At 68.3% G+C, this 17,260-nt stretch carries 15 protein-coding genes; all 15 read left to right on the top strand.

Annotated elements, in window-relative coordinates:
* The first annotated feature begins 48 nt into the window (after window positions 1-48).
* The 15 genes from ACTHL9_RS02010 to ACTHL9_RS02080 all read left to right on the top strand — a co-directional run bounded on the left by ACTHL9_RS02010 (window position 49) and on the right by ACTHL9_RS02080 (window position 17,136).
* A complete protein-coding gene (locus ACTHL9_RS02010; protein ID WP_440516985.1) occupies window positions 49-1,863 on the top strand; it encodes a peptidoglycan D,D-transpeptidase FtsI family protein in 1,815 nt (604 codons plus the stop codon).
* Between the two features lie 88 nt (window positions 1,864-1,951).
* Complete coding sequence (locus ACTHL9_RS02015; RefSeq protein ID WP_440516986.1) at window positions 1,952-3,604, top strand: UDP-N-acetylmuramoyl-L-alanyl-D-glutamate--2,6-diaminopimelate ligase; 1,653 nt, start codon at window positions 1,952-1,954, stop codon at window positions 3,602-3,604.
* On the top strand, window positions 3,597-5,096 hold the full coding sequence (locus tag ACTHL9_RS02020; RefSeq protein ID WP_440516988.1) for a UDP-N-acetylmuramoyl-tripeptide--D-alanyl-D-alanine ligase: 1,500 nt from the start codon (window positions 3,597-3,599) through the stop codon (window positions 5,094-5,096). Before ACTHL9_RS02015 ends, ACTHL9_RS02020 begins: the two co-directional genes overlap by 8 nt.
* Window positions 5,093-6,202 carry a phospho-N-acetylmuramoyl-pentapeptide-transferase gene (gene mraY / locus ACTHL9_RS02025; protein WP_440516989.1) on the top strand — a complete coding sequence of 370 codons (1,110 nt, stop codon included), beginning with the start codon at window positions 5,093-5,095 and terminating at the stop codon, window positions 6,200-6,202. Before ACTHL9_RS02020 ends, mraY begins: the two co-directional genes overlap by 4 nt.
* Complete coding sequence (gene murD, locus ACTHL9_RS02030) at window positions 6,202-7,755, top strand: UDP-N-acetylmuramoyl-L-alanine--D-glutamate ligase (RefSeq protein ID WP_440516990.1); 1,554 nt, start codon at window positions 6,202-6,204, stop codon at window positions 7,753-7,755. The genes mraY and murD overlap by 1 nt, the downstream gene beginning before the upstream one ends.
* 3 nt (window positions 7,756-7,758) lie before the next feature.
* Window positions 7,759-9,015: a putative lipid II flippase FtsW gene (gene ftsW, locus ACTHL9_RS02035; RefSeq protein ID WP_440516991.1), complete on the top strand. Its 1,257-nt coding sequence runs from the start codon at window positions 7,759-7,761 to the stop codon at window positions 9,013-9,015.
* A gap of 20 nt (window positions 9,016-9,035) precedes the next feature.
* Window positions 9,036-10,172: an undecaprenyldiphospho-muramoylpentapeptide beta-N-acetylglucosaminyltransferase gene (murG, locus tag ACTHL9_RS02040; protein WP_440516992.1), complete on the top strand. Its 1,137-nt coding sequence runs from the start codon at window positions 9,036-9,038 to the stop codon at window positions 10,170-10,172.
* Window positions 10,169-11,596, top strand: coding sequence for a UDP-N-acetylmuramate--L-alanine ligase (gene murC, locus ACTHL9_RS02045; protein WP_440516993.1), 1,428 nt, complete (start codon window positions 10,169-10,171; stop codon window positions 11,594-11,596). The genes murG and murC overlap by 4 nt, the downstream gene beginning before the upstream one ends.
* Window positions 11,586-12,620: an FtsQ-type POTRA domain-containing protein gene (locus tag ACTHL9_RS02050; RefSeq protein ID WP_440516994.1), complete on the top strand. Its 1,035-nt coding sequence runs from the start codon at window positions 11,586-11,588 to the stop codon at window positions 12,618-12,620. The genes murC and ACTHL9_RS02050 overlap by 11 nt, the downstream gene beginning before the upstream one ends.
* Window positions 12,621-12,824: 204 nt before the next feature.
* On the top strand, window positions 12,825-14,018 hold the full coding sequence (gene ftsZ / locus ACTHL9_RS02055) for a cell division protein FtsZ (protein WP_440516996.1): 1,194 nt from the start codon (window positions 12,825-12,827) through the stop codon (window positions 14,016-14,018).
* Window positions 14,015-14,755, top strand: coding sequence for a polyphenol oxidase family protein (locus ACTHL9_RS02060; RefSeq protein WP_440516998.1), 741 nt, complete (start codon window positions 14,015-14,017; stop codon window positions 14,753-14,755). Before ftsZ ends, ACTHL9_RS02060 begins: the two co-directional genes overlap by 4 nt.
* Window positions 14,748-15,479: a YggS family pyridoxal phosphate-dependent enzyme gene (locus ACTHL9_RS02065; RefSeq protein WP_440516999.1), complete on the top strand. Its 732-nt coding sequence runs from the start codon at window positions 14,748-14,750 to the stop codon at window positions 15,477-15,479. Before ACTHL9_RS02060 ends, ACTHL9_RS02065 begins: the two co-directional genes overlap by 8 nt.
* Before the next feature lie 75 nt (window positions 15,480-15,554).
* Window positions 15,555-16,085: a cell division protein SepF gene (locus ACTHL9_RS02070; RefSeq protein ID WP_440517000.1), complete on the top strand. Its 531-nt coding sequence runs from the start codon at window positions 15,555-15,557 to the stop codon at window positions 16,083-16,085.
* A 5-nt stretch (window positions 16,086-16,090) separates the two neighbouring features.
* Window positions 16,091-16,378, top strand: a complete 288-nt coding sequence (locus tag ACTHL9_RS02075; RefSeq protein WP_440517001.1) for a YggT family protein — start codon at window positions 16,091-16,093, stop codon at window positions 16,376-16,378.
* Between the two features lie 131 nt (window positions 16,379-16,509).
* A complete protein-coding gene (locus ACTHL9_RS02080; protein ID WP_440517002.1) occupies window positions 16,510-17,136 on the top strand; it encodes a DivIVA domain-containing protein in 627 nt (208 codons plus the stop codon).
* Window positions 17,137-17,260 lie beyond the last annotated feature (124 nt).

The raw sequence follows: 17,260 nt of genomic DNA on the forward strand, positions 1-17,260 counted from the left end.
GACAGACGAACACTGCGGACCAGCCGCGGGGCGAGCGAGGAACACAGCGTGGCCACTCCAACGAAGCGCATCGAGTCCAGCCGGGCGACTGCCCGCCTACGCCTCGGTGTGGGCGTCATGCTCGTCCTCCTGCTGGTCATCGGGGGACGACTGTTCCTCGTCCAGGGTCTCGATGTGGGCGGCTACGCGCAGGCTGCGCTGAGCAAACGCCTTCAGACGACCGTGCTGCCAGCGGAGCGCGGGGAGATCGTCGACGCCTCCGGCAAGGTCCTCGCGCAGAGCGTTATCCGCTACAACATCACGGTGGACCAGAGGCTGGCCACGGGCTTCAAGGACTACCAGCGGCGTCAGAAGGACGGCGATGAGACCACCATCGTGACCGTGACTCGGAGCCAGGCGCTGTCTGAGCTGGCGGCCGCACTGGGCATGTCGGTGGATGCCGTCACCACGGCGGTGACGGGGGACAAGCCGTTCAACTACGTGGCGCGCAACGTCGCTCCCGACGTCGAGGCACGCGTCTCCGACCTCGCCTTCCCAGGCCTCTACTCAGAGGGCACGTCGCAGCGGGTGTACCCGCAGGGGGCGGTCGCGGGGAATCTGGTGGGGTTTGTCGGCAGCGACGGGACCGGTCTGGCGGGCATCGAGCAGACGCAGAACGGCCAGCTTTCGGGCAAGGACGGCAAACGGATCTACGAGATCGGTGCTGACGGCCTGAGGATCCCCGTCGCCACGGATGAGCTCACCCCGGCCCAGAACGGACAGACGGTCAAGCTGACCATCAACTCAGACCTCCAGTACTTCACGCAGCAGGCCGTCCAGGCCCAGACGGACAAGTACAGCGCGGAGTGGGGCATCGCCATTGTCATGGATGCCTCCAACGGCAACATTCTCGCCATGGCGGATTCCAATGCGATGGACCCCAATGATCCTGGGAAGTCGGCGCCGAAGGACCGCGGAGTCCGTTCCGTGACGGCCGCCTATGAACCGGGCTCGGTGGAGAAGACGCTCACCATGTCTGCGCTCATCCAGGAGGGCAAAGCCAACCCGCTGAGCGAGTACACCATCCCGCCGACCGTGACCATCGACGGTCAGACGTTTGCCGATGCCTTCACGCACGGCACCGAGAAGCGGACCCTTGCCGGCATTCTCGGCTACTCGATGAACACCGGAACCGTCATGGCGGGTCAGGCCCTGTCCGTGCAGGACCGCTATGACTGGCTGACGAAATTCGGGATCGGGCAGGCTCCGGACATCGGCCTCCCGGGCGAGGCCACAGGTACCTTGGCCACTCCCGACAAGTGGGATGACCGGCAGAAGAACACTGTGCTCTTCGGCCAGGGCCTCACCCAGTCGACTCTCCAGACTGTTCGCGCCTACCAGGCCGTCGCGAACAATGGCGTGATGATCCAGCCAAGGCTCATCGATGGCTATGTCGGTGCGGATGGCGTCGAACACCAGAGCCCCGCACAGCCGACGTCCCAGATCATCAGCAAGGAGACCGCCCAGCAGGTCAAGGACATGCTCGAGAGCGATGTGACCAAGGGCGAGGTCAAGCCGGCGGCGATCGATGGCTACCGCATCGGTGCCAAGACAGGCACCTCGGAAGCTCCGCGCGAGGACGGCGTGCCGGGTTTCGATGGCGTGACGTCGTCGCTCATCGGCATGGCGCCGATGGAGAATCCGAAGTACATCGTGGCCGTCGTGATCCAGCGTCCCAAGGGAGACATCTTCGGCATCGGCAACGCTGACGTGTTCCACTCCGTGATGGCCCAGACCCTTCGCCTGTACAACGTCCCGCCCTCGAGCGGCACCCCGGCGCAGTTCCCGCAGTACGCGGACCAGACGGGCGGAACCGGCAACTGAACGGCCATCGGTGAGGCGCTCTGACCGCGGGGACGGAGCGTGCCCAGCCGCTAGAGTTGGTATCTCCGTCCAAGCAACGAAGGTGAATGTGAGCGAGCACGCTAGTCCCACGGATCAGCCGTCTGCGCCTGACGCGCAGGTGTCGGCGGGGTCCGTCTTCCGTCCACAGCGCACCGACCCCGTCTCTCTCGCCGCCATCGCAGATTTCCTCGGTCTGCCTCACGAAAGCCTCGATGAGGTCTCGGTGACCGGCGTGACTCTCGATTCGCGGAGCGTGCAGCCGGGCGACCTCTACGTCGGCGTCCCGGGCACGGGGCGGCACGGCGCGTCGTTCGCCGTGCAGGCGGTCGATGCCGGCGCTGCCGCGATCCTGACGGACGAAGCCGGGGCGCGCCTCATCGCCGTCGACGACTCGCTCACCGAAGTTCCGGTGCTCGTGGTGCACAACGCGCGCGCCGCCGTCGGGCCGGTCGCCGCGCTCGTGTTCCGCAGCCAGCCCCAGGACGAAGCCCCGCTCGTGCTCATCGGCGTCACGGGAACCAACGGCAAGACCACGACCACCTACTTCGCCAACGCGCTCCTGGCCGCGCTCGGCCACCGCACCGGGCTGATCGGCACCATCGAGATCGTCGCAGGGGGAGAGGCGATCCCAAGCCGTCTCACGACCCCGGAGTCCACCGATGTGCACGCCCTCCTCGCGCTCATGAGGGAGCGCGGGGTCACGGCGGCATCGATGGAGGTCTCGTCGCACGCCATCGAGTACCGCCGCATCGACGCGGTGCGCTACGACGCGGTCGGGTTCACCAATCTGACCCAGGACCATCTGGACCTGCACGGGACGATGGAGGAGTACTTCGCGGCGAAGGCGAAGCTCTTCTCAGCGGAGCGGGCGGCCCGTGGAGTGGTCGTGGTCGACGATGAATGGGGACGCCGCCTGGCGGCGGAGTCTCCCATCCCGGTCGCGACGCTGTCACTCACCGGCCAAGAGGCCGACTGGCGCCTCTCGGCCAGTGCACCATCCGGTCTCGGCACCGAGTTCGAGCTTGCTGGCCCAGGAGGTTCGGTCCTCCGCCTCCGCACGGGGCTTCCCGGGGCGTTCAACGTGGCCAACGCCGCCCTCGCCGCCCTTCTGGTCCACGCCTCAGGAGAGCCGCTCTCGCGCATCCAGGAGGCGGCGGCCGACTCGGACCCCTTCAGCTTCGAGGTTCCGGGCAGGATGCAGCTGATCGGCGAAAGGCCCGCCGCCGTCGTCGACTTCGCCCACAATCCGGACGCACTCGAGCGTGCCCTCGCCGCGGTGCGGCCCGCCACGCCGGGCGGCAGGGTCATCCTCGTATTCGGTGCGACCGGCCAGCGCGACCAGGGCAAGCGCCCGCTCATGGGCGCGGTCGGGGTGCGCGGAGCCGACGTCGTGATCGTGACGGACGACGATCCGCACGACGAGGATGCTGCCGCCATCCGCTCGGAGGTGATGGCGGGCGCCCTCACAGAGAACGAATCCGGCAGGCTCGGGCGACGCGTCGAGGAGGTCGCCCCCCGCGCGGCCGCGATCCGCCGCGCCGTCGAACTCGCCCGACCGGACGACGTGGTCCTAGTCGCAGGGCGGGGCCACGAGGTCTTCCAAGAGGTCCACGGCGTCAACCACGCCCTCGACGACCGTGTAGAGCTGCGCGCAGCCCTCGCGGCCCGCGGATTCCTCAGCGCCGCGACCGAGCAGATAGAGTCCACAACCGATGATTGAGTTCAGCGCGGCCGAGATCGCCCGCATTACCGGCGGACGCCTCGTGGGCGATCCGCAGACTGTTCCCACCCATGTGACCACCGATTCACGCGAGGCGCGCAGCGGCTCGCTCTACGTGGCCAAGCCCGGCGAGCGGGCGGACGGCCACAGCTTCATCGCCGCGGCCTTTGCGGCCGGTGCCGTCCTCGCGCTGTGCGAGCGCGAGGTGGCGGACGACGACGGGCGCCCCTTTCCGTCCGTCATCGTCCCCGACGCGGTGCTCGCCATGGGCGCGCTCGCGAAGGAGGCCGTGAGCCGCATCCGAGCGGCCCGGGCATCGAGGGGTGAAGCGACGACCGTCGTCGGGATCACGGGTTCGGCAGGCAAGACCACGACGAAGGACCTCCTCGCGGGCATCTTCCGCTCCACTGAGGAGGGGTCGGCGGCGCCGACCGCCGTCATCGCTCCGCAGGGTTCGTACAACGGCGAGGTGGGTGTGCCGCTCACGGTCTTCGCAGCCGACGAGTCGACACGCTTCTTCGTGATCGAGATGGGCGCGACGGGGATCGGCCACATCGAATACCTGGCCGACATGGTCGTCCCCGATATCGGGGTGGTGCTCGTCGTCGGGACGGCCCATGCAGGGGAGTTCGGGGGCGTCGAGAACATCGCGAAGGCGAAGGGGGAGCTCGTCGAGGCGGTGAAGGCCGGCGGGACCGCCGTCATCAACCTCGACGACTTGCGGGTGCGGGCCATGGAGGCGCGGACGATCGCGCGCAAGGCCTTCTTCACAGCAGACCCCAGTGCAGCCAGCGAGGCAGCCCGCCGCGGAACCACGGTGGTGGCGTTGGACGTCCACACCGACGAGGAGGGGCGACCCGTCTTCGATCTCCAGATCAACGGCGGTGAACCCCTGCCCGTCCACAGTCGCCTGATCGGGGCGCACCACATCTCGAACCTGCTCGCCGCCGCGGCGGCCGCCCATGCCGCGGGTGTCCCGGCCGCGGCGATCGCCGCGTCGCTGAGCGCCCAAGGGCCGGCCAGCCGCTGGCGCATGGAACGCACCGACCGCCCGGACGGCGTGACCGTGATCAACGATGCCTACAACGCCAATCCCGAATCGATGCGGGCCGCCCTGCAGACCCTCGCCGGCCTCGGGCGCGGCCGCCGAACGTGGGCCGTCCTCGGGGCGATGCTCGAGCTGGGCGAGGAGTCCATCCGGGCGCACACGGCGGTGGGGACCCTGGTGGTGCGACTGAACATCGACCGTCTCGTCGTAGTGGGCCGCGAGGCGCGCGCGCTCTACGTCTCCGCCGTGAACGAGGGTTCCTGGGGGGACGAGTGCACGTTCGTAGAGGACGTGGACGCGGCGTTCGAGCTGCTCAGCACCGAGCTCGCGCCCGGCGACATCGTCCTGGTGAAGTCCTCGAACGGGGTGGGACTGCGGCATCTCGGGGATCGGCTAGCATTGGCGGCGCAGCCGACTGATGCCGCGGGAACGGAGCTCATGTGATCGCACTGCTGATCGGCGCCGGGCTCGCCCTTGTCCTCGCGTTCGTCGGGACGCCCCTCTTCATCCGCCTGCTCGTGCACAAGGGCTACGGGCAGTTTATCCGGGACGACGGTCCCACGAGCCACCACACCAAGCGCGGGACCCCCACCATGGGCGGGGCGGTCTTCGTCCTCGCCACCGTGCTCTCGTATTTCCTGGCCCACTTCGCCACGTGGATCATGAACCCCGAGAGCACAGGGCCCACGATGTCGGCAATCCTCCTGCTCTTCCTCATGGTCGGGATGGGTGTGGTGGGCTTCCTGGACGACTTCATCAAGATCTCCAAACAGCGCAGCCTCGGCCTGAGCGCCAGGGCGAAGCTCATCGGCCAAGGGGCCATCGGGATCGCGTTCGCGCTCCTGGTCCTCCAGTTCCCCGACGCGCATGGGCGCACCCCCGCGTCCACCATGGTCTCGTTCCTCCGCGATATCCCGTGGCTGAACCTTGCCTTCGGCGGCACGGTACTGGGAGCGATCCTGTTCGTCATCTGGGCGAATTTCCTCGTCACCGCAGCGAGCAATGGCGTCAATCTCACGGATGGCCTCGACGGCCTCGCCGCGGGCGCCTCGATCATGGTCTTCGGGGCGTACACGCTGCTCGGGATCTGGCAGAGCAATCAGCGGTGTGGATCCGCCCGGGTCCCCGGCTCGGTCTGCTACGAGGTGAGGGACCCCCTCGATCTTGCCCTGCTCGCGGCTATCATGAGCGCCGCGCTTGTCGGCTTCCTGTGGTGGAACACCTCGCCCGCCAAGATCTTCATGGGAGACACGGGCTCGCTCGCGATCGGCGCGGCGATCGCCGGCTTCGCGATCCTGTCGCGGACGGAACTCCTCCTCGGCATCCTCGGCGGCCTCTTCGTGCTCATCACGCTGTCGGTGATCCTGCAGGTCGGGTTCTTCAAGCTCACCAAGGGGAGACGCCTCTTCAAGATGGCTCCGCTCCAACATCATTTCGAGCTCAAGGGCTGGGCCGAAGTCACGGTCGTGGTGAGATTCTGGATCCTTGCCGGGCTCTTCGTCGCGGTCGGCCTGGCGGTCTTCTATGCGGAATGGGTGGCTGGACTGTGATGAGTCGCGCGGAGAACAGAGGCAGGGACAAGGCGGAGCTCCAGGAGCGTCTCGCCTCCCTTACATCGTGGGATGCCGACTGGGCCGGCCTCCGGGTCCTCGTGACCGGGATCGGTGTCTCTGGTTTTGCGGCCGCCGACACCCTGATCGAACTGGGCGCGTGCGTCGTCGTCATCGATGGCTCTGTCACCGAGCGTACTCAGGCGCAGGCCGATACGTTGCGCATCGTGGGTGCGCTCGATGTCCGGCTCGGCCCGGAAGCCGTCCAGTCGCTTCCGCTGATCGACGGCGAGCTGCCCGACCTTGTGGTCACCTCGCCCGGCTGGCGTCCCGACCAGGCCGTCCTGGCAGCCGCCGCGCGAAAGGACATCCCCGTCTGGGGCGACGTGGAGCTAGCGTGGCGCGTGCGTACTCGGCGCGGCAAGAAGGCGGCGGACTGGCTCGCGGTCACCGGGACGAACGGGAAGACGACGACGGTCGGCATGGCCGAGTCGATGCTCCGCGCCGCGGGCCTCAAGGCCGTCGCGGTCGGCAACGTGGGCAAGCCCATCCTGGATGCGATCCGCGAGCCGGTGGAGTACGACGCGTTCGTCGTGGAGCTCTCGAGCTTCCAGCTGCATTGGGCCGAGTCGCTCTCGCCGGTCGCGTCGGTCGTGCTCAACGTCGCCGAGGACCACGTGGACTGGCACGGCTCGTACGGGAGCTATCTGGCGGACAAGGCGAAGGTCTACCACAACACGCAGAAGGCTGCCGTCTACAACGCGGAGCAGATCGAGACCGAGCGGATGGTCGAGGAGGCGGACGTCATCGAGGGATGCCGCGCCATTGGCTTCACCACGACGACCCCCGCCATCAGCATGCTGGGTGTCGTCGAAGGACTGCTCGTCGATCGAGCCTTCATCGCCGAGCGGCGGGACCATGCCGCCGAGCTCGCCTCGATCAAGGATCTCGGCCGGACGGCCCCTCGCCACATGGTGGCCAACGCCCTCGCGGCGGCCGCGCTGGTGAGGGCGTACGGCGTCGAACCTCTTGCGGTCCGCGAGGGCCTGCGCGCCTATCTGCCCGGCGATCACCGGATCCAGCCCGTCGCCACGCTCGATGGCGTCGAGTGGGTCAACGATTCCAAGGCGACGAATCCGCACGCTGCGAGTGCCTCGCTCGCTGCGTTCGAATCGGTCGTGTGGATCGCGGGCGGCCTCTCCAAGGGCGTCACCTACGACGAGCTCGTCGCCCGGAACTCCAAGCGACTCAAGGCCGTGGTGCTCATCGGGGTGGACAGCAGCGAGCTTGCGGCCGCGCTCGCGCGACACGCAGCGAATGTGCCGGTGATCCCCGTCAAGGCGGGCCAGACTGGAGAGGACCGCCCTGACGGCGCGTTGATCATGGCTCGGGCCGTCGAGCTCGCGGCGGAGGCCGCGGGAGCCGGGGATACCGTGCTCATGGCTCCGGCAGCGGCTTCGATGGACCAATTCGCGTCCTACGCCCAGCGTGGCGAGGCGTTCGTCGAGGCGGTCCGGAACCTCGTCGAGGGGCGGGCCCAGAGCAAGGAGTAGAGGATGGCCACAGCGCAGCAGGAGCGGCCCGGAGGGACCGCGCAGTCGCTGTGGCGGCGCCTCGAAGGCCCCGGGCCCCTCGGTTCCGGGGCCGGCTACTACCTCATCCTGGGGTCGACCCTTGCCCTGACTGCCATCGGCATCATGATGGTGCTCTCCGCCTCGAGCGTCGAGAGCATTGCGCTCGGGGAGAGCCCCTACAGCGCAGCGCTCAAGCAGACCGTGTTCGGCATCATCGGCGTCATCGGGATGTTCATCATCTCGAGGATCAACGTGCGGTGGCTCAAACGGCTGGCCTGGCCGGGCATCGGGGTGACCCTCGTGCTCCTCGTGCTGGTCCAGCTCGTGGGAAAGCGGGTCCTCGGCAATCGCAACTGGATCGACGTCGCGGGCTTCAGCCTGCAGCCGTCGGAGTTCGCCAAGCTGCTCCTGGCGCTCTGGATGGCCACGATCCTGACGAAGAAGGCCAGCCTGCTGCACAACTGGAAGCACGCCCTCGTGCCGGTGGTGCCCATGGGCCTCGGTGTCGCGGGACTCGTCATCTGGGGGCACGACCTCGGCACGACGCTCGTGATCCTGCTCGTCATGGCCGCGGCCCTGTTCTTCGGCGGGGTGCCAACACGGATCTTCGCGGTCTGCGGTGCCATCATGACGGTCGGCGCGATCGGATTCGCCGTCACGAGCGCCAACCGCATGTGCCGCATCTACGCGTGGGTGGGCCAGACTCCGGCCGAGTGCAGCCAGGATGCAGACTTCACCTACCAGGTCCAGAACGGCCTCCAGGGCCTCGCCTCGGGCGGCTGGCTCGGCGTGGGCCTCGGTCAGAGCCGGCAGAAGTACAACTGGATTCCCGAGGCGCAGAACGACTTCATCTTCTCGGTGCTGGGGGAGGAGCTCGGCCTCTTCGGCACCCTCTTGGTCTTGGCCCTGTTCGCGGTTCTCGCGGTGGCGATCTTCCGCGTGGTGATCCGCCAGAAGGAGCTCTTCCCGCGCGTGCTGGCCGGCACGATCATGGCATGGCTCCTGGGGCAGGCAGCTCTCAACATGGCGATGGTCACGGGACTCCTTCCCGTCATCGGCGTGCCTCTGCCGTTCATCTCCTCGGGAGGTTCGGCGCTCGTCAGTTGCCTCTGCGGCGTCGGCGTAGTCTTGTCCTTGGCCCGGGAGGAGATGCGGCCCGCCACGGCGGGGCGCCCCCGGTGGACACTGCGCAGGCCAGCCGCCGCGCAGAAGGCGACAAAGCGGAAGGCCAGCACCTAGCAATGCCCATGAGGTCTCCGATGCCCAACGAGGACCCCGTCCGTACGAGCGCGCCCGAGCCCCGCTCGGGCCCCTCCGTGGTGCTCGCGGGAGGGGGGACGGCCGGGCACATCAGTCCCTTGCTTGCGATCGCGCGCGCTATTGTCCGGCGCGACCCCACGTCGCGGATCCTCGCGGTCGGCACCGCTTCGGGCATGGAGACCCGCCTCGTCCCCGAGGCGGGCTTCGAGCTCGCTGCCATCGACCGCGTACCGCTTCCGCGCCGCGCGAGCCTTGACCTCCTCCGGCTGCCCAAGCGGCTCGCCGGCGCGGTGCGCCAGGCTGAGCGGGTCCTCGACCAAGCGGGGGCGGACGTCGTCGTCGGTGTGGGCGGCTATGTGTGCACTCCTATGTACCTCGCCGCCCGTCGTCGGGGAACGCCGATCGTGATCCACGAGGCCAACACACGCGCGGGGCTCGCAAACCGGGTGGGAGCCCTGTTCACCACGAGAGTGGGGACAGCGTTCCCCGAGACCAGGCTGCGCCACGCCCGCGTGGTCGGGATGCCCATGCGGCGCGAGGTCTCCACTCTGGACAGGGCGGAGATGCGGGACGAATCCCGGCGCTTCCTGGGGCTGGATCCAGAGCTCCCCACCCTCGTGGTGACGGGCGGGTCCTCGGGTGCGTTGAGCATCAACCGCACCCTCGCGGAGTCCTTGCCCGCACTCGCCTCGGCGGGGATCCAGACCCTGCACATCACCGGGCGCGGCAAGGAAGTCACCCGGGACGATGGAACGCCGCTCGCCGCTCCCGGCTACCATCAGGTCGCGTACGTCGACGGGATGGAGCAGGCGTACGCCGCCGCGGACCTCATCGTGTGCCGGGCGGGCGCGGGAACCGTGTGCGAGGTGGCCGCAGTGGGGCTCCCGGCCGTCTTCGTCCCTCTGCCGATCGGCAACGGAGAACAGGCCCTCAACGCGCATGCACTCGTCGAGACGGGCGCGGCGAAGCTTGTGCGGGATGCGGAGTTCACGCCCGGGTGGCTCGAACGTGAGGCCCTGCCGCTGCTCAAGGACCCCCGGAAGCTCGAGGAGATGGGGGAGAAGGCCCGAGCGCACGGTGTGCGCGACGCGGATGAGGCGATGGCGACGATGGTGATGGAGGCGGCGACGGAGTGAGCGGTCAGGGACAGACGGTCGGCACGGCTCTGGCTGAGCTCGGAAGCGTCCACTTCGTGGGAGTGGGCGGCGTCGGGATGTCGGCGGTAGCGCGGGTCATGGTCGCGCGCGGGGTGCCGGTGAGCGGCTCGGACGCAAAGGACCTTCCGGTCATGCGGGACCTGGCCGCGCTCGGTGCGCGAATCGCCGTCGGCTACCACGCCGATCACGTGGGAGACGCGGACACGCTCGTCGTGGGTTCCGCGATCCGGCCCGACAATCCCGAGGTCGGCGAGGCCCGCGCTCGTGGCCTGCGGATCCTCCACCGGTCGGAGGGGCTGGCCGCTGCCATGGCCGGGAACAGAGTCCTCGCCGTCGCCGGAACCCATGGCAAGACGACGACGACGACGATGGCCACCTGGATGCTGCGCGGTGCCGGGCTGGACCCGAGCTTCGCGATCGGGGCCAACGTGCCGGCACTGGGAGTCAACGCCGCCCACGGGACCACGGACGTGTTCGTTGCCGAAGCCGATGAGTCCGATGGCTCATTCCTCAACTACCGCCCGCTCGTCGAGGTGATCACGAACGTCGAGGCGGACCACCTGGACCATTACGGGACGGCGGCCGCGGTCCACGCCGCCTTCGATGACTTCGCGGGGCTCCTTCCCGACGAGGGGCTGCTGGTCGCGTGTGCTGATGACGACGGCGCTCGGGGAGTTGCCGAGCGGAGGCGTTCGACGGCGGGCGGCGCCGGCCCGCGCGTCGTCGTCTACGGCACGGCGGACGACGCGGACGTGCGTCTCGAATCCGGCTCCGATGGAACCTTCCTCGTCTGGGACGGCCGACGTTTCCGGCTTCCTCTCGCGGTGCCGGGGCTGCACAACGCCCGCAACGCAGCGGGCGCGTTCGCCGCCGTCGTCCTGGGTCTCGGCGCTGACCCGGAGCGCGCTGCGGCCGCCCTCGCGACGTTCAGCGGCGCCGCCCGCCGCTTCGAATTCAAGGGCGAGGCGAGTGGGGTCCGTGTGTATGACGACTACGCACATCACCCGACCGAGGTTCGGGCCGCCCTCGCTGCGGCGCGGAGCGTCGCGGGGTCAGGCCGCGTGCACGTGCTCTTCCAGCCGCACCTCTTCTCGCGCACCCGCGAGTTCTCTGCCGAATTCGCTGCGGCGCTTTCTGCAGCGGACAGCGTGCGCGTCCTGGACATCTATCCCGCTCGGGAGGATCCCATCCCTGGGGTGACAAGCGAGCTCATCACGGCGGCCCTTCGTCCCGGTGCCTACGCGCCATCGCCGGGAGACGCCGTCCGCATGATTGCCTCGGATGCGGCCGCCGGGGACATCGTGATCACGGTCGGGGCTGGGGACGTGACAGCTCAGGGGCCAGCAATTCTCGAGGCGCTGCGCGGACGCGAGGTGGGCGGGGAGGGACGCCATGTCACCTAGCCCGCGAAAGCCCAGGGTCCCGCGCGTCCCTTCGCCTCCGTCTTCCGAGTCTCAGTCCTCTCAGCCTCAGTCTCGGCCGTCGTCCCGCGTCGACCTCGACGAGGTCCTCGGCGATCGGGAAGAACGCCGCCACCTGGGGCACTCGGCGAAGGTCACCGTCCTTCATCCGCTGACCGAAGCCGAGAATGAGCGTGCACCGGCGAGTCGGAAGCCGAAGCCCGAGAGGAAGATCTTCCCGAGCAGGAGAAGCGTCGCGGCGAGGAGGGGCGACTCGCGTGATCCGGGAAGCGCGGCCGAGATCGTGGCCTTCCCGGTTCCGCAGGCGAAGCGGGTCCGTCGGCGAGCCGTCCTCGTGGCGGGGGCCGTCGTCGCCCTCGTCGCGGGACTCCTGGCGGTTCTCGTGTTCACCCCGGTGCTCGCCGTTCGGACCATCGTTGTGGACGGTACCAAGATGCTCGCGCCCGCCCAGGTGCAGGGGGCGCTTGCTCCGCTCGTGGGGCGACCGCTGCCGCAGGTCGGGCCGGACGACGTCAGCCGTCTCGTGCTGCCGATCGTCCAGGTGAAGTCCGTCCGCACTCAGGCGGTTCCTCCCAACACCCTCCATGTCACGGTGGTTGAGCGCGTGCCTGTGGCGCTCGTGAAGCAGGGGGACGCGTTCTCCGTGGTGGACGGCGATGGCGTGGAAATCACGACTGCCAAGGACCAATCGGCCTTCCCCGTCCCGGTCATCGATCCCCAAGGCGCGCACATGTCGCATGAGACGTTCCTCGCCGTGACGGGTGTGCTCTCGGCCCTCCCGGCGGAGGTCCTCGGACAGATGGCCACGGCCTCCGCGGACTCGGTCGATTCGGTCCAGCTGAAGCTCTCGAACGGGAAGACCGTGGTGTGGGGCAACTCGCAGGACCGTGACCTCAAGGCGAAGGTCCTCCAAGCGCTCATGAAGAACGCCGAGAACCCGGTGAAGGGGCAGGCGCCCGTGAATGTCTTCGACGTCAGCGTCCCGCGGCATCCGGTGACACGGTGAGGCAGTGAGGCGACAGCTTCTGTCTGCGCGATGGCAGCGCAATGCGCGCGACACGCCAGCGGGGTCGTTGCACGCGCGAATCACGACAAATACCGTCTTCACAAGAGCTAGTTGACATAACTATAACCTTCCACCTGAGGGTTAAGGTTGTGGGCTTCAAGCCTCTTGCAGACCCAGCAGGCTTTCGAACAAGGGACACTCAACGTGGCAGCACCGCAGAACTACTTGGCCGTCATCAAGGTCGTCGGCATTGGCGGCGGTGGCGTGAACGCAGTCAACCGCATGATCGAAGTCGGTCTGCGAGGTGTGGAGTTCATCGCCATCAATACCGACGCCCAGGCGCTGCTCATGAGCGACGCAGACGTCAAGCTCGACGTGGGGCGCGAGCTCACTCGCGGTCTCGGCGCAGGTGCGAATCCGGAGGTCGGCCGCCAGGCCGCCGAGGACCACTCGGACGAGATCGAAGAAGTGCTGCGCGGGGCCGACATGGTCTTCGTGACCGCCGGCGAGGGCGGTGGAACGGGCACTGGCGGTGCGCCCGTCGTCGCACGCATCGCCCGCTCCCTCGGTGCGCTGACCATCGGCGTCGTGACCCGTCCCTTCACGTTCGAGGGCCGGCGCCGTGCAACCTCGGCGGAGAACGGGATCGAGGCCCTCCGCGACGAGGTCGACACGCTCATCGTCATCCCGAATGACCGCCTGCTCTCGATCAGCGATCGCAACGTCTCCGTCCTCGACGCCTTCCGCTCCGCTGACCAGGTCCTGCTCTCCGGTGTCCAGGGCATCACGGACCTCATCACGACCCCGGGTCTCATCAACCTCGACTTCGCCGACGTCAAGTCCGTGATGCAGGGCGCTGGTTCCGCCCTCATGGGCATCGGCTCGGCGCGCGGCGAGGACCGCGCGGTCAAGGCCGCCGAGCTGGCCATCGCGTCTCCGCTCCTCGAAGCATCGATCGACGGGGCGCACGGTGTGCTCCTCTCGATCCAGGGCGGCAGCGACCTCGGCCTGTTCGAGATCAACGAGGCGGCCCGCCTCGTCCAGGAGGTCGCCCACCCTGAGGCGAACATCATCTTCGGCGCCGTGATCGACGACGCCCTCGGCGACGAGGCGCGCGTGACGGTCATCGCCGCTGGGTTCGATGACGTCAAGGCCACGTCGCCGTCCCTTGAAGACACGCGGGCGAAGCAGGCCGCTCCGCCTGCGCCCGCCGCGCCCCCCGCATCGGCCGCGCGTCCGGTTGCCCAGCCTGCCGCCGGTCACAGCGGGCTGAGCCAGTGGAACCAGCCGCACCCGGCGACGGCCGACTCGAGCTTCGACGTCGAGCTTCCGGCCGTCGTCGAACACGATCTCACCGGCTCGCGCGACGATCTTGACGTGCCCGACTTCCTGAAGTGACGTCCGGCATCCACACGCCGTCTTCTGACAGCAGGCTTACGGCGGACCTCTTCTGGTGGCGCCGGGACATCGGTCCCGGCGTCACTGCCGCGTTCACGCAGGTCTCCGCCGGAAACCTTGCCTACCACGTGGGCTCGGACGACGACGGCGTGCGCCGGCATCGCGCCGCTCTCGCCGACGCGGTGGGCATCGAAAGGGTCCAGTACATGGACCAGGTTCATGGTTCGACGGCGGTGTGGGCCGAAGACGCAGGCACTGCTCCGGTCGCAGATGCCCTGCTGTCCCGCGGCGTGCCCGTCGCCGTGATGGTGGCGGACTGCGTCCCCATCCTTCTGGCGGGGCGATTCGATGACGGTCGCCCGGCCCTTGCAGCTGTCCACGCGGGCCGCGTGGGGCTCGCCGCCGGCGTGGTGGCGACCGCGGTTGCTGCGCTTCGCGAGGCCGGCGCACGGGAACTCGAAGCCTGGATCGGGCCGAGCATCTGCGGGCGTTGCTATGAGGTTCCCGCCGAGCTGAGGGCTCAGGTCGAGGAGCTCGTTCCAGGAACGGCGGCGACGACGTCTTGGGGCACTCCGGCGCTCGACCTCCCGGCGGGCGCTTCCCGTCAGCTGGGGGAAGCGGGGGTTTCCGTGCACACCGAGGCGGCGGCCTGCACGTTCGAGGACACGCGCTTCTTCTCCCATCGACGCGCTCCAGGCGAGGGCCGCCTTGTCGGTCTGGTGTGGGCGCATGCCTGAGTCTGACGCCTTCCTGACCGAGCGCCGCGACCAGTTGTCGGCCAATCTCGAGCGGGTGAGGACGCGGATTGCCGCCGCTGCGCAGGCTGCGGGACGCGCTGACCGCCCCGAGCTCATCGTGGTGACGAAGTTCCACCCCGCCGGCGATGTTCGCCTGCTCGCCGAGCTCGGCGTGACGGACGTCGGTGAAAATCGCGATCAGGAGGCCTCTGCGAAGGCCGCCGAGCTCGCAGACCTGAGCCTCTCGTGGCATTTCATCGGCCAGCTCCAGACCAACAAGGCGAAGAGCGTCGTCCGGTACGCCGATGCGGTCCATTCGGTCGATCGCACGTCGCTCGTTTCGGCCTTGGCCAAGGCTGTCGAGGCCGACCCCAGGCGGGACGGCCGCCCGCTCGACTGCCTCATCCAGGTGAATCTCGCTGTCCACGCGACGACCGGTCGCGGGGGAGCCCTTCCGGGAGAGGTCGACCCGCTCGCCGAGCTCGTAGAGTCTTCGCCGGGTCTGCGTCTCGCGGGCCTCATGGCGGTGGCGCCGCTCGGCGAGGATCCGGCGGCGGCCTTCGCCCGGCTCGCCGAATGCGCGCAGGAACTGCGGAATAGCCATCCACGTGCGACGATGGTGTCGGCGGGCATGAGCCAAGATCTTGAACAGGCGGTTGCAGCCGGTGCGACACACGTACGGATCGGTACCGATGTGCTCGGTCCGAGGCCACGTGTGCTGTAGCTTCTGAAGAGTCGGGACCATCAGGGCCGGGACCCGGTGCACGAGGACCGCGCGGCCCGAGTACAGGAGTCGAGCATGGCCGGAGTTATGCGCAAGACCATGGTTTACCTCGGCCTCGCGGACAGCGATGAGCAGTTCGAGGCCGAAGCCGAGCACGCCCGCCCGGAACACGTACGTACGGAAGAGGACAAGCCGGTGCACACCGAGCGCGAAGAACGCCGTCAGGCACTGGTGACCCGTGAGCCTGCAGCCGCTGAGGTAGAGGAGTACCGCGCCCCTGTGACGCCCATCAAGCGAGCGGCCGCCGTGCGCGATGACGCCGGCCTGCGCCAGATCACCACCGTTCACCCTCGTTCCTACAACGATGCAAAGATCATCGGCGAGAGCTTCCGCGACGGCATCCCGGTCATCATGAACGTCACTGACATGGGCGAGGCCGACGCGAAGCGACTCGTGGACTTTTCCGCAGGCCTCGTGTTCGGACTGCACGGCAGCATCGAGCGTGTCACCAACAAGGTGTTCCTCTTGACCCCTTCGAGCATTGAGGTGCTCGGCGAGGACAAGAAGGTCAGCGACGGGCAGACCGCCTTCTTCAACCAGAGCTGAGCAACGTGAGCATTCTGTGGGTCGCCGTCTACTTGCTTCTCGAGCTCTTCTTCGTTGCGCTCCTGGGGCGGCTCGTCTATGACTGGGTCCAGTCGTTCGCGCGCTCGTGGCGACCGCGCGGAGTGTCTCTGATCGCAGCGAGTGCGATCTATTCGGTGACCGACCCGCCGATGCGGCTTTCCAGAAGGCTCTTCCGTCCGGTCCGGCTCGGCGGACTGAGTCTCGATCTGGGCTTTATCGTCTTGGCCATCGCCGTCAGCATTGCTATGGCAATCGTCAGGAATCTCGCGTAGGTTCTAGAAAAGGTCCCGGTGCTCCCCAAACCAGTGTGAATGCTGTGCAAGTGGAGCAACCGGGCGCACGTCAGTTACGGTAGTCAAGGTGGCGATAGGCCCCTGACTGACTAGATCAAAGAGGTGAGCAGATGGCTCTGACGCCAGAAGATGTCGTCAACAAGCGGTTTCAGCCGACGAAGTTCCGAGAGGGCTACGACCAGGACGAGGTTGATGACTTCCTTGACGAGATCGTCATTGAGCTTCGCCGCCTGAACCAGGAGAACGACGAGCTTCGGAAGAAGGTCGCCGAGCTCACCTCCAAGGGCCCTGGCGCCCCCGCTGAGAAGCCGGCCGCCGCGCCGGAGCCGAAGCCAGCCGAGGTCGTCAAGCCGGAGCCTTCGCAGCCCGCACCCGCCGCGGTGCCCGCCCAGGGCTCGGTCACGCAGACCGCGGAGTCGGCAGCTGGCCTGCTGGCGATGGCGCAGCAAATGCACGACAAGCACGTGCAGGACGGCATCGAGCAGCGCGACAAGATCATCGCGGAGGCCCAGATCGAGGCCAGCAGTCTGGTGAACGAGGCGCAGGAGAAGTCTCGCAAGACGCTCGGTGCCCTCGAGCAGCAGCGTTCGGTGCTCGAGCGCAAGGTCGAGCAGCTCCGCGGCTTCGAGCGGGACTACCGTGCCCGCCTCAAGGCCTACATCGAGGGCCAGCTTCGCGACCTCGACGCCCGCGGCTCCGTGGTCTCGAGCGAGATCCCCGACAACGCCGAGGTCTGACAACGCAGTTTCTGAGCCGGGGGGGGGGGGGGGGGGGGACCCCCGCGGGGGCGGGGCAACCCCAAGCACCAAGGACCAAAAAAAACCCCGGGCGACGCCCCCAGGGCGGGGCGGGCCGGCGGGC

Source organism: Sinomonas sp. (assembly GCF_051955515.1).
Lineage (GTDB): Bacteria > Actinomycetota > Actinomycetes > Actinomycetales > Micrococcaceae > Sinomonas.